General features: G+C 63.4%; 18 protein-coding genes and 3 tRNA genes. 1 reads left to right on the forward strand and 20 read right to left on the reverse strand.

Annotation, left to right across the window (positions count from 1 at the left end):
• From ASD87_RS09860 to ASD87_RS09915, 12 genes are all read right to left on the reverse strand, one after another.
• On the reverse strand, positions 1-158 hold a 158-nt coding region (locus ASD87_RS09860; protein ID WP_235512678.1), incomplete at its 3' end, for a GTP-binding protein.
• 55 nt (positions 159-213) lie between these two features.
• Positions 214-288, reverse strand: a tRNA-Thr gene (locus tag ASD87_RS09865).
• Between the two features lie 12 nt (positions 289-300).
• Positions 301-374 (reverse strand) — tRNA-Gly (locus tag ASD87_RS09870).
• A gap of 147 nt (positions 375-521) precedes the next feature.
• Positions 522-608: transfer RNA gene (locus ASD87_RS09875), tRNA-Tyr, on the reverse strand.
• Positions 609-721: 113 nt separating this feature from the next.
• Complete coding sequence (locus ASD87_RS09880; protein WP_056320551.1) at positions 722-1,885, reverse strand: iron-containing alcohol dehydrogenase; 1,164 nt, start codon at positions 1,883-1,885, stop codon at positions 722-724.
• 25 nt (positions 1,886-1,910) lie between these two features.
• Positions 1,911-3,320: an aldehyde dehydrogenase family protein gene (locus ASD87_RS09885; protein ID WP_056320554.1), complete on the reverse strand. Its 1,410-nt coding sequence runs from the start codon at positions 3,318-3,320 to the stop codon at positions 1,911-1,913.
• Positions 3,321-3,345: 25 nt separating this feature from the next.
• Entirely contained in the window at positions 3,346-4,731 is a 1,386-nt protein-coding gene (locus ASD87_RS09890; RefSeq protein ID WP_056320557.1) for a glutamine synthetase family protein, read from the reverse strand.
• Between the two features lie 57 nt (positions 4,732-4,788).
• Entirely contained in the window at positions 4,789-5,595 is an 807-nt protein-coding gene (hisN, locus tag ASD87_RS09895) for a histidinol-phosphatase (RefSeq protein ID WP_056320559.1), read from the reverse strand.
• A gap of 106 nt (positions 5,596-5,701) precedes the next feature.
• Entirely contained in the window at positions 5,702-6,703 is a 1,002-nt protein-coding gene (locus tag ASD87_RS09900; protein ID WP_056320561.1) for a tripartite tricarboxylate transporter substrate binding protein, read from the reverse strand.
• A 150-nt stretch (positions 6,704-6,853) separates the two neighbouring features.
• Positions 6,854-8,449: a rhodanese-like domain-containing protein gene (locus ASD87_RS09905; RefSeq protein ID WP_056320618.1), complete on the reverse strand. Its 1,596-nt coding sequence runs from the start codon at positions 8,447-8,449 to the stop codon at positions 6,854-6,856.
• The gene (metC, locus tag ASD87_RS09910; protein ID WP_056320564.1) at positions 8,449-9,642 is read right to left on the reverse strand and encodes a cystathionine beta-lyase; all 1,194 of its coding nucleotides are present in this window, start codon (positions 9,640-9,642) and stop codon (positions 8,449-8,451) included. Before metC ends, ASD87_RS09905 begins: the two co-directional genes overlap by 1 nt.
• A gap of 2 nt (positions 9,643-9,644) precedes the next feature.
• Positions 9,645-10,232, reverse strand: coding sequence for a cysteine dioxygenase family protein (locus tag ASD87_RS09915; RefSeq protein ID WP_056320567.1), 588 nt, complete (start codon positions 10,230-10,232; stop codon positions 9,645-9,647).
• Between the two features lie 140 nt (positions 10,233-10,372).
• On the opposite strand from ASD87_RS09915, the gene ASD87_RS09920 reads away from it, so the two are divergent.
• Entirely contained in the window at positions 10,373-11,266 is an 894-nt protein-coding gene (locus ASD87_RS09920) for a LysR substrate-binding domain-containing protein (protein ID WP_056320570.1), read from the forward strand.
• Here the strand turns inward: ASD87_RS09920 and ASD87_RS09925 are convergent.
• The 8 genes from ASD87_RS09925 to ASD87_RS09960 form a co-directional block, all read right to left on the reverse strand.
• The gene (locus ASD87_RS09925) at positions 11,260-12,264 is read right to left on the reverse strand and encodes an asparaginase (protein WP_056320573.1); all 1,005 of its coding nucleotides are present in this window, start codon (positions 12,262-12,264) and stop codon (positions 11,260-11,262) included. The genes ASD87_RS09920 and ASD87_RS09925 overlap by 7 nt on opposite strands.
• Positions 12,257-13,174, reverse strand: coding sequence for a ParB/RepB/Spo0J family partition protein (locus ASD87_RS09930; protein WP_056320576.1), 918 nt, complete (start codon positions 13,172-13,174; stop codon positions 12,257-12,259). Before ASD87_RS09930 ends, ASD87_RS09925 begins: the two co-directional genes overlap by 8 nt.
• Positions 13,175-13,219: 45 nt before the next feature.
• Positions 13,220-14,041: an N-acetyltransferase gene (locus ASD87_RS09935; RefSeq protein ID WP_056320579.1), complete on the reverse strand. Its 822-nt coding sequence runs from the start codon at positions 14,039-14,041 to the stop codon at positions 13,220-13,222.
• 9 nt (positions 14,042-14,050) lie between these two features.
• Positions 14,051-14,851 carry a ParA family protein gene (locus tag ASD87_RS09940; protein ID WP_056320583.1) on the reverse strand — a complete coding sequence of 267 codons (801 nt, stop codon included), beginning with the start codon at positions 14,849-14,851 and terminating at the stop codon, positions 14,051-14,053.
• Positions 14,848-15,537, reverse strand: coding sequence for a 16S rRNA (guanine(527)-N(7))-methyltransferase RsmG (rsmG, locus tag ASD87_RS09945; RefSeq protein ID WP_056320584.1), 690 nt, complete (start codon positions 15,535-15,537; stop codon positions 14,848-14,850). Before rsmG ends, ASD87_RS09940 begins: the two co-directional genes overlap by 4 nt.
• Positions 15,534-17,453, reverse strand: coding sequence for a tRNA uridine-5-carboxymethylaminomethyl(34) synthesis enzyme MnmG (gene mnmG / locus ASD87_RS09950; RefSeq protein WP_056320587.1), 1,920 nt, complete (start codon positions 17,451-17,453; stop codon positions 15,534-15,536). The genes rsmG and mnmG overlap by 4 nt, the downstream gene beginning before the upstream one ends.
• A gap of 3,044 nt (positions 17,454-20,497) precedes the next feature.
• Positions 20,498-20,704, reverse strand: coding sequence for a cold-shock protein (locus ASD87_RS09955; RefSeq protein ID WP_056320589.1), 207 nt, complete (start codon positions 20,702-20,704; stop codon positions 20,498-20,500).
• Positions 20,705-20,937: 233 nt separating this feature from the next.
• Positions 20,938-21,960, reverse strand: coding sequence for an AbrB family transcriptional regulator (locus ASD87_RS09960; protein WP_056320592.1), 1,023 nt, complete (start codon positions 21,958-21,960; stop codon positions 20,938-20,940).
• Positions 21,961-22,052: the final 92 nt, after the last annotated feature.

The following is a 22,052-nucleotide window of genomic DNA, read 5'->3' on the forward strand; positions in this document are numbered from 1 at the left end:
GGCCAGGTGCTGTTTACGTAGCCCTTGGCTTCGCCGCCGAACTTGGTCGACAGAACGGTCGTGATCGCCGCCGTCAACGTCGTTTTGCCGTGGTCAACGTGACCAATCGTACCCACGTTCACGTGCGGCTTGGTACGTTCAAACTTGCCTTTTGCCATGGCTGACTCCTGACCTGGATTGCGCTTCTGACTGAAGAAAAGAATTTGGAATTTGTGGTGCCCATGGCGCGGATCGAACGCGCGACCTCTCCCTTACCAAGGGAGTGCTCTACCACTGAGCCACATGGGCATTTAAAAATCTTGGAGCGGGTGAAGGGAATCGAACCCTCGTCGTAAGCTTGGAAGGCTTCTGCTCTACCATTGAGCTACACCCGCGGCAAACCCTTTCACCTTCTCTCATCCCAACCCTTCGAAATGAAGGCCGGAGGTTCCTTGCCACCTTCTTTGCGAAGGTTGCACAAGGCCACCGGGCCTTACATTGCAAATCCAGGCCAACCGCGCCTGGATTTAGGTATGGGTCTCTGGTGGAGGAGGTTGGATTCGAACCAACGTAGGCGCAAGGCCAACAGATTTACAGTCTGCCCCCTTTAACCACTCGGGCACCCCTCCAGCGGAGAACTTGAGATTATGAACACTTTCAAATCCGCTGTCAAACCATTCGGACGAAAAATTCATAATTTCAGTTCCACCTCCGCCGCGTTTCCGCGCAGAGGGGGCGAAGCTTACAGGTTTCCGCGAATTGCTGCACGAACAAGCTGAGAATATTTTTCGGCGGAGAAAGTGACGGGGTTCGTGCCGGCGGAGGGATCCTGGCTGGCCATGCGCCCCACCCGCTCGGCCTGGCTGTCATCCAGGCCGATCTCGGCGAGCGTATGCGGGATGCCGACCGCCTCGCGCAGCGCCAGCACCCAGTCGAGCACCGCGCCCGGGCTTTGTCGCGGCAACCCGAGATAACGCGCAAGCGCTTCAAGCCGGGGCGCCACCGCTTCTTCGTTGGCCTTGAGCACGTAGGGCATCAAGATCGCGTTGAGCATGCCGTGATGCGCGTCATAGAGCGCGCCGAGCGGATGCGCCAGCGCGTGCATGGCGCCCAGGCCGCGCTGGAAAGCGGTGGCGCCCATGCACGATGCCGTCAGCATCTGCTGGCGCGCCTGCAGATCAGCGCCATCGGCAACCGCCTGCGGCAGATACACCTTGATAAGGCGCATGCCCTCCAGCGCAATGCCAGCCGCCATGGGATGAAAAAACGGCGAACAGTAGGCTTCCAGGTTGTGCGACAGCGCGTCCATGCCCGTGGCGGCCGTGATCTTGGGCGGCAGGCCCACGGTGAGTTCGGCGTCCAGGATCACGATGGACGGCAGCATGCGGGCGTGAAAGATGATGCGTTTTACCTGCGCGGCCTCGTCGGTGATGACGGATGCGCGCCCGACTTCGGAGCCGGTGCCTGCGGTGGTGGGTACGGCCACGACGGGCGCCATGCCGGCGGCATTGACGCGCAGGTAGTTGTCGCCGATGTCTTCGAAGTCCCACAGCGGCCGGCTCTGCCCCGCCATCAAAGCAATGGCCTTCGCCGCATCAAGCGCCGAACCGCCGCCGAACGCAATGACACCATCATGACGACCGCGCTTGAATGCCGCGACACCGTCGTCGACGTTGCGCCCGGTTGGATTGCCCTTGATGTCGTGAAAGACCGCGCAATCGACGCCATCATCGTGGCACATGCCCACGGCATCGCGGACCATGGGCAACGCGGCCAGTCCGGGATCGGTCACGAGCAAAGGCCGGGACATGCCCAGCTCACGGCAGCACGCGGGCAGTTCCTTGATGCGTCCGGGGCCCACCTTGATGGCGGTGGGATAGTTCCAGTTGACGTGGGGGACAGTCATGATTCGGTTCCTGGTGACGCCGCGTTCAGAGGCTGCGCAAATGGAAGGATTTCGCCTGGGTGAGCGGTTCGTAGCCGAGCTTGGACAAGGACACGCCGCGGCCCGACTCCTTGACGCCCGTCCACGCGAGCGCCGGGTCGAGGTAGTCGCATCGGTTCATGAAGAACGTGCCCGCGCGCACCTGCCCGCCGATACGCAATGCGGCCACTTCGTCCTGCGTGAAGACGGCAGCCGTCAATCCGTACGGACTGTCGTTCATCAGCGCGATGGCCTGTTCGTCGCTGTCGACCGGCATGATGCCGGCAACCGGACCGAAACACTCCTCGCTCATGATGCGCATGCGGTGGTCGACCTGCGTCAGCAACGCGGGCGCGACGTAACACGAGCTTTCGCTCGCTTTAAGTGAGCTTTCACTCACGTTCTTGAAATGCGAGTTATCGATCACGTTTACGGCGCCGGCGCCGACGGCTTGCGCGACCACTTCCCGGATCTCGGCCGCCGCGCGGGCGCGCACGACAGGGCCAAGCGTCGTGTCCAGCTGCAACGGATTGCCCAGCACGTAGCGGTGCGTTAACGCAGCGGCGCGCTCGACGAAGGCGTCGTGCACGCCACGCGCCACGTAGATGCGCTGAATGCCGCAACACGACTGACCGGCGTTGAAGAACGCGCCATCGACGAGCGTCTCTGCCGCGGCGTCCAGGTTGGCGTCCTCACGCACGTAGGCTGGGTCGTTGCCGCCCAGTTCCAGTCCGACGCCGATAAAGCGACCCGCCGCGCTTTCCTCGACAATGCGCCCTCCCCGGACCGAGCCCGTGAAGGACACATAGCCGATCTCCGGCGCGCGGATCAGCCGTTGCGTGATGTCGTGGCTGGCGTGCAGGTATTGAAAGACGCCTCTTGGCGCCCCCGCGTCTCGGAATGCGCGATCGATGAGCTCGGCGCACAGCGGCGTCTGGTCTGAATGCTTGAGAATGACGGTGTTGCCCGCCATCAGTGCGGGCACGATGCTGTTCACCGCGGTCAGCAGCGGATAGTTCCACGGCGCGATGGTGAGCACCACGCCGACGGGCTCGCGGCGGATGAAACGCGTAAAGCCTGGCTGCGCGGGAACGGCAATGGGAGCGAGGGCATCGTCGGCGATGGCGATCATGTGGCGCGCGCGGGCGGCGAAGCCATCGACTTCGCCGGGTGCGTCGCGTAGCGGACGGCCCATCTGAATGGTGATCGCGCGCGCAATTTCATCCTTGGCCGCCACGACATGGTCCACCGCAGCCGTCACGATGCGCCCCCGCGCCTGGATGCCGAGCGCATGCCACGCCGGCTGCGCGCCCTGGGCGTTGGCCAGCGCCTGCGAGATCTGCGCTTCGCTGGCGTACGCGCGGCGCACGACCGGACGTCCGTCGATGGGGCTGATGGTGATGAGTTCGTGGGTCATGGCTACCCTGATGCAATGGACGGGTTCAGATGATTTCGAAGTAGCGCGCAAGCTCCCAGTCGGTCACATGACGCCGGAACTGCCGCTCTTCCCATTCGCGCGTCGCGGCGTAGTGCTCGACGAAGGCGTCGCCGAACAGCAGCCGCGCGGCGTCGGAGCCGCGAAGACGCTGCGCGGCTTCCCACAAGGTCGTGGGCAGATGCAGATGCGCGGGAAACTCCTGCGTATAGGCATTGCCCTGCACCATGGGCTCGGGCGACAGCCCTTGCTCGATGCCGTACAACCCTGAGGCGAGCGCCGCGGCCAGCGCCAGATAGGGATTGGCGTCGGCCGATCCGATGCGCACTTCGACACGCTGCGATTTGTCGCTGCCCGGGATGAGGCGCAGTGCCGTCGTCCTGTTTTCCATCCCCCACGTGGCGTCCAGCGGCGCCCAATAGCCGGGCACCAGGCGCGAATAGCTGTTGATGGTTTGCGCGTACAAGGCCATGAATTCGGGAAGGTACCGCTGCACGCCCGCCATGAAGGCGGCCTGCAGGTTGCCGACGCCATGTGGCTGCGACTCGTCGTAGAAGGCCGAACGCCCCGTCTTGCGGTGGCGCAGGGACAGGTGAATGTGGCCGCTTTGACCCGGGTGGTCGTGCGACCATTTCGCCATGAAGGTGGCCATCAGGCCGTTCTGTTGCGCAAGCGCCTTGGCGAACGTCTTGAACAGAAACGCCTTGTCGCCGGCCGCCGCCACATGGTCCACAGCAAGCGCGGCCTCCAGCACGCCCGGCCCGGTCTCGGTGTGCAGGCCTTCGATGGGCATGTCCATGCGCTCGCACATGTCGAGCAGCTTGCGATAGAAGTCGCCCTCGACCGTGCTTCGCAGAACCGAATACCCGAAATTGCCCGGCGTCCAGTTCTCCATGTTGCGGTAGTGCTTGGCGCGCACGGAGTGCGGCGTCTCGCGGAACATGAAGAATTCGTACTCCAGCGCGGCATAGGCATCGAATCCCATGTCAGCCGCGCGATCGATCACGCGGTGCAGCAGGCGGCGCGGACAGATGGCGGCGGCATCGCCCTCGAATTCCGCCAGGAACAGCAGCATGTCTTCGCCGCCGGGGCCTTGTTCCAGCGCGAGACGGCGTGCGCTTTGCGGCACGATGCGCATTTTTGCGTCGGGGTACGCGGTGTGCCAGCCGGTGTACCGGGTGTTGTCGTAGAGCTGATCGTCCAGATCCCACCCCAGCACCACGTCGCAGAACGCGAGCCCGGAACGCAGCGCGCCCAGGAATTTGTCGCGCCTCAGGTACTTGCCCAGCATGACGCCGTCCACATCGGACAGGCCGATCTTGATATGCGAGAGCGGGCTGGCCTGCACCAGCCGCTCTGCGTCCTCCACCGTTGCTACCCCTAGTGCATGCATGCTCGTTCACCTTATGGCTGAAGCGTTGCGTGGAACTGCGGGCGGGCGGCGCGCCGGTCAGGCCATGGCCGCCCCCAGCACCTGCATCGCCTGGCGATGCAGCGCAGGCGTGGCGGCCGCGATCACGCGGCCTTCCGAGGCGAGACCGAGCGGCTGCCCTGCCCAATCCGTCATGACGCCGCCCGCGCCTTCGATCACGGGCGCAAGGGCAAGGTAATCGTAGGGTTGCAGCCCCGCCTCCACGACGAGGTCGACGTGGCCGCTGGCGAGAAGCCCATAGCTGTAGCAGTCGCCGCCATAACGGCGCATGCGTGTCTTGGCTGCCAAGTGGTCGAAAGCGGCCAGCTCGGCGCCCGTGAAGATGTCGGGCGCGGTGGCATACAGGATGGCGCTGTCGAGGTCGGTGCATGCGCGCGTCGCGCACGGCTTTCCGTTCAATTGCGATGGCGCGTGCGCCACGCCGATCCAGCGTTCGTCGAGCATGGGAATGTCGATCAGCCCCAACACCGGCCTGCCGCGGTGCATCAGCGCAAGCAGTGTGCCCCACAGCGGATTGCCCGAGATGAAGGCGCTGGTGCCGTCGATGGGGTCGAGCGACCATACGAATTCGGCATCGGCATGAGAGGCGCCGAATTCTTCACCGAATATGCCGTGTCCGGGATGATGCGCGGCGATGGCTTCGCGCAGCGCCGCCTCGACCTGCCTGTCTGCCTGCGTGACGGGACTGTCATCGGCCTTGGTGTCGACATCAAGCGGATGCCGGAACCACTTGCGCGACAGGGGCCGGGCGCGATCCGCCAGCGACTGCGCGAACGCGGCATACGCCGCGAGCTGCGGCGACGACAAGGCCGAGGAAGTCTGCATCGATGCCCTCCAGGAGGGGCGCGCGGAGGATCAGTGCGCCGACGGAACGCCTGCACGCAGGCGTTTCCAGTCTAGACACCTTGCTCCGCGTTGGCAAACATGCCGTTCAATCGAGCGACACGCCCGCCGTCTTCACCATGTCGGCCCAATACGTGGTGTCCTGCTGCAGCCGGCTCTTGAAGGCCGCGGGCGCGCTGCCCACGGGTTGGCTGCCGCCGCTGTTGATCTTGGCGATCACGGCGGGCGACTTCATGGCCTGCTCCACGGCCTGAGCCAGATAAGCGATGCGCTCGGGCGGCGTTCCCGCGGGCGCGAACAAGCCGTACCAGTCATCCGCGGTGATGCCTTCCAGGCCGGCCTGCTTCAACGTGGGCGCGCGCTTGAAGATGCCCACGCCATCGCCGTGACTCATCGCGAGGATCTGCAGTTTGCCGGCCGCCACCATGGGTTCGGCCGATGCCGGCGAAGTGATCAGCATGTCGACGGTGCCGCCCAGCAGGTCCGTGACCGCCGGCGCCGCGCCGCGATACGGCACATGCACCAGCTTGACGTTGGCCTTCTGGGAAACCAGCGCGCCCATCAGATGGCTCATCGTGCCGTTGCCTGGCGTCGCATAGGTGATGACCCCGGGCTGCTTGCGCGCGGCCGCAAGATAATCGTCCAGCGTCTTGTACGGGCCGTCCGCGCGCGAGACGAGCACCAGCGGCGCCGAGGTGATCTGCGAAACGGGCACGAAGTCCTTCAGCGGATCGAAGCCCACGTTCTTGTACAGGCGCGGATTGACGGCCATGACGCTGGTCTGCGACATCACGAGGGTGTAGCCGTCCGGCTTGGCGCGGGACACCTGCGCCGTGCCGACGTTGCCGCCCGCCCCCGAGCGGTTTTCGACAACCACGCTTTGACCCGTGATGGCGCCCAGCTCCTGCGCGATCAAGCGTGCGACGCCGTCGTTGCCTCCGCCCGGCGGGAACGGCGAGACAACGGTGATCGCCTGCTTCGGATAGTCCGCCAGCGGCGCCGGCGTCTGGGCATGGGCGGCGAACCCCCACGCGAGGGCTGCCGCTGCCACCGCGGCCGTCTTGCAAGCTTGCAATGCGTGTTGCTTCATCTGGATTTCCCCTTGAGATGGCGGCCGGATACTCGGCCGTCCTTTGCATTCCGGTTCGCCATGAACCGTCCGCACCCCGGCGGCAATTGCCGCCGGGGCGTCCTGATCAGGTTGAAGCGGGTGTCGCCGCGCAAACGCGCGGCGGCGGTGTCAGCTGGCCGGGAACCGGTACGCGGCGCGTTCCCGGTCGTCGATCTGCTTGACGAGATTGGTTTCCCAGGCGAGGTACTGCCGCGCGGCGGCCTTGTTCCCGTCGTGGCGGTCGTGCACGAAAAACAGGTAGTCGATGCAATCGCTATCGGGCGGATCGGCAGGCGTCGACTCCAGCGAAATGCCTTGAGCGGACCAGCTGTTCGGCGTGCCCGTATTGGCCTTGACGTCATCGATGCCCAAGGCAGCCAGATCGCGCGCCGCCCACGCCGCCAATGCGGCGTCTTCGGCCAGCAGCACGACAGGACGCCCGGGATCGAGCGCCAGACGATGCAGCCGCGGACGGATGGACCAGCGGGCGCCGGCCACGTGGTTCGCGCGGTACCGCATGCTGGGCCGAATGTCGACCATCTGGGCGCCCTGCTTCAGCACATCGGCCAAGGCCGCATCGGACAGCAGAGCAAGCGCGGGCGCCTCGGGCTGTGCCGGCGCGTGGGCCAGGACGGCGCCCGTGCCTTCTTCGAGCGTGCAGGCGTCCCATCCCATCTGCCGGAGCCAGCTGGCGACGACCGGCGCGCGCACGCCTTCGCCATCGAACACGACGATGCGGGCGCCGCGCACGGCGATGTACTGGTCCGTCGCCTGAATGAGTTGCCCGCCAGGCGCATGCTGCGCGCCGGGCAACGATCCCTTCGCGAACTCTTCGGCGCTGCGCACATCGCACAGGAACGTGGTGCGCTGCGGGTCTCGCAGCCAGTCCTGCACCTGCCCGGCGTTGGCCGACGGCACGCCGTGACGCTGGGCGAGCTGCGCGGAACGCTGCGCCAGCGCCGGCAAGTCTTCAGGCGTGACGTCATCCGGATACCGGCGGCGCGCGCCATGCTCGAGCTGCAGGTCTTCCAGGTACCAGCCCTGCGTGCCGTTCTCCAGGGCGTAGACCGGATTGGGCACACCCAGGTTGATGAGGGTCTGCGCGCCGATGATGCTGCGCGTGCGGCCCGCGCAGTTGACCACGATGGTGGTGTCCGGCCGCGCGGCCAGCGTGTGGGCGCGCAGCGCCAGTTCGCCGTTGGGGCAGCAGATGCCGCCGGGAATGCTCATCTTCTGGTATTCGGCGAAGGGCCGGCCGTCCAGCACGATAAGGTCGTCGCCCCGGCGCTGGCGTTCGGCCAGTTCGCGGGCGCCGATGCGCGGGGTGTGGAAAACCTCTTCGGCGAGTTCGCCAAATGTTTTGCTGGGAACGTTCACGCCTGCGAATGCGGCATAACCGTCGCGCTGCCATTGCGCGATGCCGCCAGCCAGGCGGTGCACATCCGTGTAGCCCAGCACGCCAAGGGCCCGCGCGGCACGGGGCGCGGTGTCGTCCTCGCCCCCCTCGTCGTAGACCACGACGCGCACGCCGCGGCGAGGCGCGAGGCGGACGATGTCGACTTCAAGGCGGCTGTACGGGACCGGCGCGGCGTAGAACAGGTGCGACTCGCCATACTGGCCATGCTCGCGCACGTCCAGAAGCGCAATCTCGCGGCCGTCGTGCAACCACTGCTTGAGCGTGTGCGAATCGACGTCGGCGAAGGTGGGGTCGTTATACGGCTGCATCATGAGATTCGGAGGGAACGGATGGGTTGAGTCAGTGCGGCCAGGCCGCGGTCAAGGTCGGCGATCAGGTCGTCAGGATCTTCCAGGCCGATGTGCAGGCGCAGCATGGGGCCGCGCGCTTCAAGGCCCGGCAGCGAGCGCGCAGCCTGCAAGTTCACCGGAATCACCAGGCTTTCAAAGCCGCCCCACGAGGCGCCGATGCCGAAAAGCTGCAGGCTGTCGATGAAGCGTTCGGCGTCGGCCTCGGTATAGGCGTCAGACAGTTCCAGCGTCAGCAGGCCGTTGGCGCCACTGCAATCGCGCCGCCAGATTGCGTGGGAGGGATCGCCAGGCAGCGCAGGATTCAAAACGCGCGCGACTTCCGGACGCGCCTTGAGCCACTGGGAGATCAGGAGCGCGCTGCGGGCGTGCTGCGCCATGCGCAGGGGCAGCGTGCGCATGCCGCGCAGCACCAGGAAGGCGTCGTCGGCGCCGACCGTCTGGCCGAAATCGATGGTTGCGCGTTCCAGCGCCCGCCATGCGCGCTCGTTTGTGACGACGGCGCCCATCATCACGTCGGCATGGCCGCCCAGATACTTGGTCGCGGCCAGGATGGAAATGTCGGCGCCCAATGCGAGCGGTTTTTGCACCAGACCGGACGCCCACGTGTTGTCCACAGCCAGCCAGCAATCGTGTTTTCTCGCGGTTGTGGATAACTCGGTGAGGTCCGGCATTTCGTAGGTCAACGACCCCGGCGACTCCGCGTAGATCATGCGGGTATTGGGCCGGATCAGCGCCTCGATGCCAGCGGCATCCGGCCGGTAGTACGTGAATTCGATCCCCAGGCGCGTCAGGTGTTCGGCGCAGAACCGGCGCACCGGCTCATACACGGCGTCTGTCACAAGCACATGATCGCCCGCGCGCAGATAGGCAAGCAGCACGGTGGCGATTGCGGCCTGGCCCGTGGGATAAAGCTTGGCGCGATAGCCCGCTTCCAGTTCGACGAGCGCGTCTTCCAGGGCGTGCGTGCTGTCGGTGCCCCGCGCGCCATAGGACGGCAGACGCTCCTGTTCGCGGCGCGCCCGCGTGTCGCGCCACGCTTCTACGCTATCGAAGACATACGTGCTGGCGCGCGTGACCGGCGTGTTGACCCAGCCTTGATGAGGACGTCCTGCACGCAGCAGGCGCGTTGCGGACCGGAAGGGCTTGCTCATGATCAGCGCCGCGTCTGCACGCCGATCGGCATGATCTTGCAGGTGCCGGTCTCCAGGTCGAAGCCCAGGCGTTGGTCCAGCGTTTCCAGCGCGCGTCCGTACATGTGCAGATGGCGGATGACGCTGTCGCCCTGGATTTCCACGGCGTGGATATCGTCGGGCATCAGCGCGATGCCGGTGCCGGGGCCCACCACCACGGTATCGATCTGCGCCAGCTTGCCGACGCCCGGCTGTGAACCGTCGTCCAGGCGGTCGTACACGTAGTTGTATTCGACGCCTTCGACCGCCGCGATACACGCCCAGGTGGTGTGGTTGTGCGGCACGATCTTCTTGCCCGGGCGCATGACGTTCAGGTACAGCGCATAGCTCTTGTCGGCGTCTTCGGCGATCAGATAGCGGGCCTGGCGTTCGTCGCCCTCGGGCGGCGGATAGCGGTCGGCGCCCCACCAGGCAGTATTGCCGGCCAACGCCACCAGCTCATCCAGGACGAGCTGAAGGCTGTCGCGGTTCAGGCCCTTATTTCCTACAGTTTTTTTAATATTTTCGACCGCGCTGTCGATGCCGGCCTGTTGGGGATGTGCAGTGCTCACGTCGTTGTTCCCTCTTGTTTCATGAGTTATTGCGTTTACTGTATCGCCGGGTGTGAATGCCAACAATTTAAATTGCTTGAACATTCCATTAGGACTGCTAATGTGTCGGGTTATCCCTGAACCCATTTCCCGCTGAACGAATGCGCAATCTAGACCTGGACCTGCTTCGCACGCTGACGGCCATCGCGCAGCATGAAACGTTTTCCGAGGCCGCCAACCGGCTGCACAAGACGCAGTCCGCCATCACGCAGCAGATGCAGCGGCTCGAGGCGATGATCGGTTTGCCGCTGTTTGAAAAGCAGGGCCGCAACAAGGTGCTGTCCTCGCATGGCCGGCGGCTTGTCGAATACGCCCGGCACATGCTGGCCATCAACGATGAAGCGCTGCGGGCGTTGCAGGACGGGCCGCTGGAAGGCGATCTGCGGCTGGGTGCGCCCCTGGACGTGGCGGACACGATCCTGCCCACCCTGCTCACGCACATCGCGCGCGTGGCGCCCCGCGTGAAGCTGGAGATCCGGGTCGATCGCAGTCCGTTCCTGATGGATGCCCTGCGCGCGGGCGAGATCGACCTGACGATCTCCACGCGCTTTGACCAGGACTTCGAGGGCGTGGCGTTGCGCACATCGCCGACGGTCTGGCTGGCATCCGCCGATTACGTGCATGATTCGCATGCGCCCGTGCCGCTTGTGCTGGCGGACGAACCCAGCATCTTTCGCCGCCTGGCGCTCAATGCGCTGGAGCAGGCGCAGGTGCGTTGGCACACGAACTACGTGGCGCCAAATCTGGTGGGGATCAAGGCCGCGCTGCGCGCGGGCCTGGGCGTGACGGCGCGCAGCGTGGAACTGCTGGGGCCGGAGATGCGGGTGCTGGGAGAAAAGGAAGGGCTGCCGCCCCTGCCGGACGTGACCTACTTCCTGTGGATAAGGCGTGATCTCATCAATCCGCTGACGCGGCAGGTGTACGACATGCTGCGGACCAACCTGGGTCTTGCGCAACAAGGCGCGGCGACGGAGCCGCCGCCCACGGTTCAATAACGGTCGAACACCTGCTGCAACGCATCCGGATCGCGAGTGATCGTCAGCGCGAGCATCAGGAGGATGCGCGCCTTCTGCGGATTCAGGTCGCGCGCGGCCACAAAGCCCAAGCTGGCATCGTCGACTTCGACATCGCGCGCCACGAAACCGCTGCCCGTGCGGCTGGACCGAACGACGGCCACGCCGTCGTCGGCTGCACGCCGCAGGCCTTCGATGGCCAGGTCGGTGGCGTTGCCGTCGCCCACGCCCGCCAGCACGATGCCGTCGGCGGCGCTAGCCAGGAAATCGATCAGGTCGGCCTGCAGGTTGGCATACGCATAGACGATGTCCACACGCGGCCAGCCAGCCTTTTCCAACAACGCGAGTGAAAACTCGCTTTGTGCGCCATAGGTGGTGGCATTGCGCGAGTAAAAGCAAGGCACGCCGCCGTGCATGACGCCGGCGCGGCCGCGATTGGGCGATGCAAACGCGCACAGGCCGGCGCTGGCGATCTTCTGGATTTCGCGGGCGTAATGGATGTCTTCGTTCATGACGACGAGCGGGCCGCGGCCCCGCGCATCGGGATGGCGCGCCAGCGCCACCGCGTTGTACAGATTGGCCGGACCTTCTGCGCCCAGGGCCGTGGCCGGGCGCATGGCGCCAACCAGCACGACGGCCTTGTCATGACGGTTCACCAGGCTGAGGAAGTACGCGGTTTCCTCGAGCGTGTCCGTCCCGTGGGTGATCACGATGCCTGCCACCGAGGCGTCCTGGCAAAGCGTGTCCACGCGCTGCGCCAGCGCGCGCCAGACGTCGTGCGTCATGTTCTGGCTGCCGACGTTGGCTACCTGCTCGGCGCGGATCTCTGCGATGCCGGCCAGCTGCGGCACCGCCGCGAGCAGGTCATTCACGGAAAAAGTGCCCGACTTGTAGCCGGCGGACGTGGCGTCAGCCTGGGCACCCGCAATCGTGCCCCCCGTCGCCAGCACCGCGATGACGGGCAATGCGTTTTCAGGCATCCACCGCTCCGGAAAGGCCCTGCCGCTCGAGCAGCGAATTCAGGTGCTCCCAGCCGTGGAAGTCGATGACGATCTGACCCTTTTCCTTGGCGCCCACTTTCAGCGCCACGCGCGTGCCCAGATGATCGGACAGCGCTTCTTCCAGACGCGTCAGGTCGCGCGACACGCCGTTGGTTTTCTTCTTGGGCGACGCCGAGGCTTCGGCTTCCTTGGCCGTCTTGGCAACGAGCTTTTCAGCCTCGCGCACCGACAGACGGCGCGCGATGATGAGATTGGCAAGCTGGATCTGCGTGGCCGCATCGACGGCGAGCAGCGCGCGGGCGTGGCCCATGTCGACGTCGCCGGCCAGCAGCATGGTCTGCACGGGCGCGGCCAGGTTCAAGAGGCGAAGCAGGTTGCTGGTGGCGGACCGTGAACGGCCGATGGCCTGCGCGGCCTGTTCGTGCGTCAGGCCGAACTCATCGAGCAGACGGCGCACGCCGTGCGCTTCTTCGAGCGGATTCAGGTCTTCGCGCTGGATGTTTTCGATGAGCGCCATGACGGCGGCGTTTTCATCGGCGACTTCGCGCACCAGGACCGGCACTTCTTTCAGGCCGGCAAGCTGCGCGGCGCGAAAGCGGCGTTCGCCAGCAATGATTTCGTAGTGGCCGGGCGCATCGCCCAACGCACGCACGAGAATCGGCTGCATGATCCCTTGCATGCGAATCGACTCGGCCAGCTCGCCCAGGGCCCCCTCGTCCATGCGCGTGCGCGGCTGGTACTTGCCGGCGCGCATCTTCGAGATGGGCAGGGTGGACGGCGGACCCTCGGGCTTGGCGACAGCCTTGCCGATGTTGTCGATTGCGGGCGCATCGGCGCCCAGCAAGGCGTCCAGTCCGCGACCCAATCCCTTGGGTTTCTTGGTGGCCATAATTAAATCCTCTTTCCTTCTGTCTTTGTATCCTGAGCGCCGGGCTCAGGCGTCCGCCTGCTCGGCGGGCAGGCGGTACCAATACGCGTAACAGTCTTTGAATCCGTAGCGGTCATACAGGGTCCGCGCGGCGACATTTTCCGGCTCGACCTGCAGATAGGCCGTCCTGGCGCCGCCGGCAGCCCCTTCGGCCAGCAAATGCTCCACCAGGACAGCGGCGTAACCTTTGCGCCGATGTCCCGGGTGGGTAACGATGTCGAACAGGCCGAGCAGGTCGCCTTCACGCACGGCCATCCCCGCAGCGACCACCTGCCCTGCCGCGTCGGTGGCGAGCACCGGCTGCTTATCCACAGCCAGACCGGCAAGGCGCGCGTGGTGTTCGGCGATGTGCGCAGCCGATGAGCAGCGCAGCGCCCCGACCGCCGCCGCAAAGCGCTCGGGATCGACCTTGCTGAAATGCAGATCGCTCCTGACGCTTGCGCGGGGAGCGAGCGGCGTGCTCATGACGCGAGTCTCACCGGTGTAGAGATAACCGCGGGCCTCCAGCTCGGCGTCGAGCGAAAAATCGGGGCCGATGGAGGTGATGCGCAGCACCATGGGCAAACCCTGGCGCGCATACAACGATGAACAATACGCCAGCCGCTCATCCAAAGGACGTGTGGATAACCCCAGCACATTGACGCTTCGGACCCGCTTGGCCGGCGATTGGGCAAAACGCACAAGCCAGCCATCATAGATCACCTGCGCGCCCACGGCAGTGGCGTTCAGCGCCGCGTCTTCCAGCCGCACGCGCAGCGCATCGCGCACGTCGGCGGGCGGCGTGGAGAGGGTTGGCTGTGGCGGAAAAAAGAGCGCGGCGTCGGGCATCGGGGACGGCTAGTTCAGGTCTTTCCTGACGCGTTCGATCATTTCGGCGCCGAACGAGATATACGCCTGCGCGCCGCGTGACGCGCGGTCATACACAACACCCGGCATCCCGTAACTGGGTGCTTCGGCCAGGCGCACGTTGCGCGGCACGACGGTCTTGAAGACCTTGTCGCCGAAGTGCGATTCCAGTTGCGCGGACACCTGCTGTTGCAGCGTCATGCGCGGATCGAACATGACCCGCAGCAAACCGATGACGCGCAGGTCGTCGTTGATGTTGCGATGCACGCGCTTGATGGTGTTGACGAGGTCAGACAGGCCTTCGAGCGCGAAATATTCGCACTGCATGGGAATGATGACGCCATGCGCGGCCGCCAGGCCGTTCAAGGTAAGCAGGGACAGCGTGGGCGGGCAGTCGATAAGCACGAAGTCGTACTGGGTCGCGACGGTGTCGATGGCGGCCTTCAGTTGGCGCTCGCGCTGTTCCATCTGCACCAGATCGATTTCGGCGCCGGACAGTTCGCGGTTGGCCGGCAGCACGTCGTAACCACCGGACTCGGACTTCACGCGCGCCTGCTCGATGGAGGTCTCGCCGATCAGCACCTGGTACAGATTGGACTCCAGCGAGTTCTTGTCGATGCCGCTGCCCATCGTGGCATTGCCCTGCGGGTCCAGATCCACCAGCAGCACGCGCTGATTGTGCGTGGCAAGACCCGCCGCCAAGTTGATGGCAGTCGTCGTCTTGCCCACGCCGCCCTTCTGATTGGCAATGCAGAAAACGCGGGCGGATGTGCTGGGGGGTATGTTCTTCATAGGGTTCCTTGACTGCGGCGCATCCAGATCAGGCAGCGTTCTGCTTGCAGCTCCGGCACCTGGAGCGGCTGAATATGGTCGACTTGCCATTCCCCGCGCGCGTGCAGCGCCTGGATTTCTTCTTCGGGGACCTTGCCCTTCATGGCGACGAGGGTACCATTCTTGGCTACATGGCGACCCGCGAGTTGCGCAAAATCATCCAATGATGCAAACGCTCGCGAGGTGACGATGTCGCACTCGGCGGGATCCAGCGTTTCAATGCGCGCGTGCCGCGATTGCAGGTTGGGCAAACCCAGCGCGCCGCTCATCTGGCGCACGAACGCGGTCTTCTTTTCGACGGCGTCGACGCACGTTACGGACCAATGGGGCTGCATGATCGCCAGGACGACGCCAGGCAGGCCGCCGCCCGATCCGACGTCGAACACCTTGGCTGGCGCGTCGGGCGCGGCCAGCGCCTCGCTGAAGGGCTTTACGGCCGCGAGACTGTCGAACAGATGCTGCACGAGCATCTGCTGCGGATCGCGAATGGCGGTCAGGTTGTACGTGCGATTCCAGCGCTGCATCTGCGCCAGGTAATTGAGCAGCTTGGCGATGGCGTCATCGTCCGGGCGCAGCCCGAGCTGCTCGCATGCACGAGTGAGACGGCCGGCCATGTCGATGCCGGCCTGATTGGCGGGCGCGCTCATGCCGCTTGCTTGCGCGAGCCGTAATGCAGGCGCTTCAGATGAATGAGCAGGAGCGAGATGGCAGCCGGCGTGACGCCGGAAATGCGCGCGGCCTGGCCGATCGTTTCCGGACGATGCGTCTTGAGCTTCTGGCGCACTTCAAAGGACAGGCTGGTCACGGCGTCGTAATCCACGTCCGCCGGGATCGGCTGTTGTTCATGGGCGATGTGCTTTTGCACTTCGTCCTGCTGGCGCGCGATGTAGCCGGCGTACTTGACCTGGATCTCGACCTGTTCCGACAGCACGTCGTCTTCGACGACCCCGGGGCCGGCCAGCAGCGTGCCATCGGCGTTTTGGGCGCCCATCAAGGCTTCGTAGGACACGTTCGGCCGTTTCAGCAGGTCTGCGAGTGAGTACTCACGTTCAATTGCCTTGCCCAGTAGCGGTTCGGCGACCTCGGCCGGCAGCAGGCGCGGATTTACCCACGACGACTTCAGGCGTTCAACCTCGGCCGCCACCGCATCGCGCTTACGGTTGAAGGCATCCCAACGCGCATTGTCGACAATTCCGAGCTGCCGGCCGATTTCAGTCAAGCGCAAATCGGCATTGTCCTCGCGCAGGCTAAGTCGGTATTCGGCGCGCGATGTGAACATGCGATAGGGTTCGGTCACGCCACGGGTAACCAGGTCATCGACCAGCACGCCCAGGTAAGCCTCATCGCGGCGCGGGGTCCACTGCTCGCGTTCCTGCGCCTTCAGGGCCGCATTCACGCCAGCCAGCAATCCCTGCGCGGCGGCTTCTTCGTAGCCGGTGGTGCCGTTGATCTGGCCGGCAAAGTACAAACCTTCGATGGCCTTGGTCTCGAGCGTGCTCTTGAGTCCACGTGGATCGAAGTAGTCGTACTCGATGGCGTAGCCGGGCCGCATGATGTGCGCATTTTCCAGCCCGGGTAGCGAGTGGATCAGATCCAGCTGCACGTCGAACGGCAAGCTGGTGGAGACGCCGTTGGGATACACCTCGTGCGTGTCCAGCCCTTCCGGTTCAAGAAACACCTGGTGGGACTGCTTGTCGGCGAAGCGGTGGATCTTGTCTTCGATCGACGGGCAATACCGCGGACCCACCCCTTCGATGACGCCGCTGTACATCGGCGAGCGATCCAGACCGCCGCGAATGATGTCGTGCGTGCGCGCGTTGGTGTGGGTGATCCAGCACGGCAACTGGCGCGGATGCATGGCCACGTTGCCCATGTACGAAAACACGGGAATCGGGTCAAGGTCGCCGGGCTGTTCTTCCAGGATGGCGTAGTTGATGGTGCGCCCGTCAATGCGCGGCGGCGTACCGGTCTTGAGGCGGCCTTGGGGTAGCTTCAGTTCCTTCAGGCGCTGACCCAGCGAAATAGCCGGCGGGTCGCCAGCACGTCCGCCCGAATAGTTCTGCAGGCCCACGTGGATCAGGCCGTTCAGAAATGTGCCGGCGGTCAGCACCACCGTCTTGGCCCGGAACTTCAGGCCGACCTGCGTCACGGCGCCGACGACGCGATCGCCCTCCACCATCAGGTCCTCAACCGCCTGTTGGAACAACCACAAGTTCGGCTGGTTCTCGAGGCGACCGCGGATGGCCTTGCGATACAGCACACGATCTGCCTGCGCGCGCGTGGCACGGACAGCCGGCCCCTTCGAGCCGTTCAGGATTCGGAACTGGATGCCGGACTCATCCGTGGCCAGTGCCATGGCCCCGCCGAGGGCGTCCACCTCTTTGACGAGGTGGCCCTTGCCGATTCCGCCGATGGACGGATTGCAAGACATTTGGCCAAGGGTCTCGATGTTGTGCGTGAGCAGCAGCGTCTGCGCACCAGTACGGGCTGCAGCCAGAGCCGCTTCGGTGCCGGCGTGGCCGCCACCGACGACGATGACATCGAATTCGCGGGGATAGTCCATGATGGGGGGAAGGTAAAGAAGAGAGCGTTCGGCGCTCATTATAGAGGCAGGGGTTGCATGTTTCACGTGAAACATTTTGGGGAGTGTGTTTTGCGCAAAAGGGCCTTTATCGGTTGGCGCGAGAGCTCGTGGGCGGCGGGCGGACAGGTCTGAAAGTATCGGCATCTGCCGGTGTCATGGGCTGATGTTCCACGTGAAACATCCCCGCCGCTTGTCGACTGAGTACGCCGCAGCAAGGCTCCCGCGTTGTTTCACGTGGAACATTCATTTATTTGGGGACTTGGTGGCTCGCGTATATGGCCAGATGCATCGCCGCGAGGGCTGAAGTCCGCACCTAAAGCGCCCGCCCCGCCATCCCGCAGGTGAAGTTCGGACTTGCTGGTCGAGGCAGCAGGCAAGTCTTGGAAGAACTGGGAAATGGGCATCCGAGTGTTTCACGTGGAACATTACCCGGGGCATCATCGACTCGTCAGCGAGCCACGATTCGTCCACAGTTGGACCCTACGGCTGGCTCCATACTTATCTCCCCTCGCCCACCGTCAGCATCGTTGCACATAGGACGTATGGCCAGATTTGAGACCCGCAAGGCGGGCGTGGTCGCATCCTTTGCATCACACGATGACGTCACGCTTCAGACAGCAGAGACTGCCGTCAGCTATGTAGAGGCCAGGTCAGTCCGCTAACCGACCGTGCATTCGGACTTGAGGCAATCATTCCTCGCTTCAACGTGCGCCTATCCCGGCTGCGGACCAACGGGTGTTTCACGTGAAACAAGCGCTTAGCTCCAGGCGGTTGCCGATGGGACATATCGCTAAGTGGCAGCCATACGCGCCAATCGATGCGGAATGGTTAGGTGAGATGGGTGCCGAGATGTACCTCGAGTACTGAAGTCCAGAAACGCCTTCACCAGCCGAAGCCCGATGCGCATCATTGTTGTTCAGCACCATCCAATGTTTCACGTGGAACACTGGTCACCAGGAGCGTCGTGGTTAACGTCGATGTACTCGATGCTAGCTAGCCTTCGATTGTTTGAACCAGCCTGCGATCGTCCCAACTAGTTCTCGGTGTTCTGTCGGTGATTGATATGGCTGCGGTATTCAACGATGCTCGCGCCCACTACCGGCACGGCTAAAGCAACGTGGACGTCGCTCCTTTTGGCACAAACCGCCCACCAGCCCGACAACCTGAAGTCGCGTTCTCGAAAGGCCGCCGAATCTACCGCCCCTCGTACCCCGCAAAAGCCGGCCGATGTTTCACGTGGAACATCCAAGACATAGCTCCCGCGGCTAGCCGGCAGCTATGTTCCACGTGAAACACCCAAAGCAGCCGGGGTCTATCCCCCCGCCACATCTCACTTTCCGCGGGAGGGCCCACATCAATAAGCAACGCATCGACCTGCAGCGCGTGACCCAGGAAAAGTAAGAAAGCAGTAAAATATCGATTTATTCCACCCTACCCTACCCCTAGCCTGAAAAAACGAACTTTTCGGACCACAGCGGTTGGACAAAACCTCAGCGGATGATTCGAAAGCCGCATTAAAGTTCCCCGGCGTAGCCAACCAGGCAGCCGAATGCGGCAAGCGAAACGGTTCTCACATTCCGTTCCGACGGCCGGCAGCATGAAACTCAAACACAGGTTGATGCCAAGCGAACGTCAAGCGGGAACCATGAAGCATGCGTTCCCAGCGTAAAACCTAAGGCTTATCCACAGACAACGGTTAACCGCAGCGCACTATGAAAATGTTCGAATTGCTCAACGCCAGACTCGGGTTACGCACATTCTTATCAACAGGCCGTCAACGGTGCAAGCCGGTACACGCCATGCATTGAAGACCCGTGCGTACCGTCAACAACAGCACAAGCCACCGGAACGCCCAGCAGCAGCGGGTTCCCGCAACACCAGCAGACACGGCCGTTTCAACGGCAGTCTTATCCACAGCGCCAGCAGCACGTTTTACTGACGTCGGCCTCATACCAACAGCTCGTTGATGGGCATGCTCATGCCAGCGCGGACTGCGGCTACGCCGATCAAAATCGGCGGCGTAAATCGGCATGTTGCTGCCGGCCACCTTGAGCAAACTCGCCGCGCAGATTACTGGGGGGCACGTTATTCACAAAATTATCCCCACCCCAGAAATTCGCTGAAAACCCACATGCCCAGGGCATCGATCTTCATTGACCCGACAATCATCTTGCTCGGTCTCTGCCGCCCGCGCCATCATCCATATGGCCGAGACGACAACACTTCATGTGAAACGCTGTGGAAAACTCGGCGGAAGAAGTTCTGTGAGCAATTCTCCACGCGACTAGTGCGCGCAGGCATCGTTGGGATAATCCAGTGCCCGGCTCTTGTCTGACCCTCTCGAATCAGCGATGCAACGTGGCGCGCCAACCGCTTGATGAAGCTCGTCTTGCGCACGCCAGGCATCGGGATAACTACGCAATTTCCATTCCCGGACCCTAACCCTTTCGGCGATATCCCCACTTCTATCCACAGGCGCAGACCGCCAATTTGGCCTCCAGAAGGCGTAATTCTGTGCATAACCGGGATGGGGATATCTTTGTGAACAACAGACAGCATTCAGGCCCGGACGCGCCAACTACAACCCCAAAAGCGCGCCTGTCAGCGCAAGAAAGAGCCGGCAGGCCAGCGGAAAATAGTGCGCAAATCCCCGAGTTTCCCTATGAGAACGCGGATTAAATCCTCTCTGCAGCGCTAGGACGCAGGCAAAATGATTATTCACGGGAAACCCAATCGGGTCGCCGTTATTGATGCAGATATCTGTGCAAAACCGGATTGACCATGACCCGAATGCTTCATTACTGAGCATCAAAATCAATGGCCCCGGAAATAATTATCCACAGAGTTATCCAGTGGTCGAGAATATGTTAGTGAACACTAACACTGCGTGTTTTTAATGTGCAGGACCAGACTGCCAGGCGCCCCAAAACGGAAGGCCAAATGAAACAACGCCCCAGACCGGGAGGTCTTGGGGCGTTGTAGCCAGGCCGGGCCTGGCGGACGGGAAATTGGGATTTCCCGATTTAGAGCGGGCGAATGTCGGCCGCTTGAGGTCCTTTCGGACCATCCTTAACTTCGTATTCGACTTCCTGGCCTTCGTTCAGGCTGCGATAGCCGCGACCCTGGATGGCGGAAAAGTGTGCGAACACATCGGTGCCGCCCACGTCCGGCGTGATGAAACCGAAACCCTTGTCAGCGTTGAACCACTTGACTTTGCCCTTCTGAGCCATTTTCTCTAGCGTCCTGTAATTAAATCGAAATGCAATGAATCAAGGACGCCGTGCGAACTGAACGATCGGTGCAAAACCAGTGTTCCCGCTTGTCGCCAGAGCGGCAGACCGAGTCCGCGCGCTGCTTGAATCAACTGCGGAATCAGCATACTCATCCGGCATTACCGAGTCATATAGTTGTTTACCCCAATGTCGCTTTTTTTTCACTGGAACGGCAATACCGCCTGGCGGAATTAGCCTTGCCGACGGGCCAGAATCGCGTAAATGGGACCGGTCACGATCACCACGAAAACCATGCGCGTAACGTGAAAAGCGGTCACCACCGGAACGCCCAATTGCAGCACTTTGGCGGTGATGGCCATCTCTGCAATACCGCCGGGTGTCGTGCCTAGAATCAACGTGGGAATTGGTGCGGCGGACCATAGCGAAAGCAAGGCGCCCACGCCAAATGCAAGCGCCAGCGCAAGGATCGTGAAGCCCGCCACCGCCGCCATGAATCGCGGTGCGGCACGAAAGAAGTCGGGGCGATAACGATCGCCCAGCGACCAGCCGATAAGGAGTTGCCCCGCCTTGGGCACAAAGTCCGGCAGCGCGGATAGCTCTATGCTCGACGCGGTGAGAATCATGGCGACAAGCATGGGCCCCAGCACCCAGGGATTGGGCAGCCGAAATTTCGTGAAGGCAGCGCCGCCCACGATGGTCAGGGCCACCAGCGCCGCAAGCCCCACCGCATGCACATCGCGCGGCCCCGGCACGGTCGGATCCAGCCCCGCCACGCCCCACCACTGAAAGATGAAAGGCACGGTGACCACCACCAGCAAGACGCGCACGCTGTGCGCGGTGGCCACGCGATCGATCCTCGCGCCGTGGCGCTCGGCCAGGTTGGCCATTTCGCTTGCACCGCCGATGGCCGAAGAAAACCACGCGGTCTTGAAGTCCACATCGGTATAACGACGCAGAATCGCGGTGCCCAGAAATGCGAGCGCCAGCGCAAACAACATGCCGGCAATGATGGGGCCGGCGTTGCTGCCGATATGTCCGATGACCTGCGGCGTGAAGTACAGCCCCAGTGAGGCGCCGATGACCCACTGGCCCGCATTGCGAGCTGGCCTCGGGCACGCCGTTCGCAATCCGGCAATCCGGGTGGCCGCGGTCAATAGCAGCGCGCCCAACATCCACGGCAGCGGCATGTGCGCCCACACCGCCAACAACGCGCCGATCAGCGCAATACAAAATCCGGCCAGCACTCGGGCCATGCTTTTCTGAACCACAATCCCGTCCGCGTTGGAAAACTCTTGAAAATGGAATTATGAGTTAGTGGGATACTTACGAGAAATTTCCTCGGCTA

The organism is Achromobacter sp. Root170, assembly GCF_001428165.1.
Lineage (GTDB): Bacteria > Pseudomonadota > Gammaproteobacteria > Burkholderiales > Burkholderiaceae_B > Achromobacter > Achromobacter mucicolens.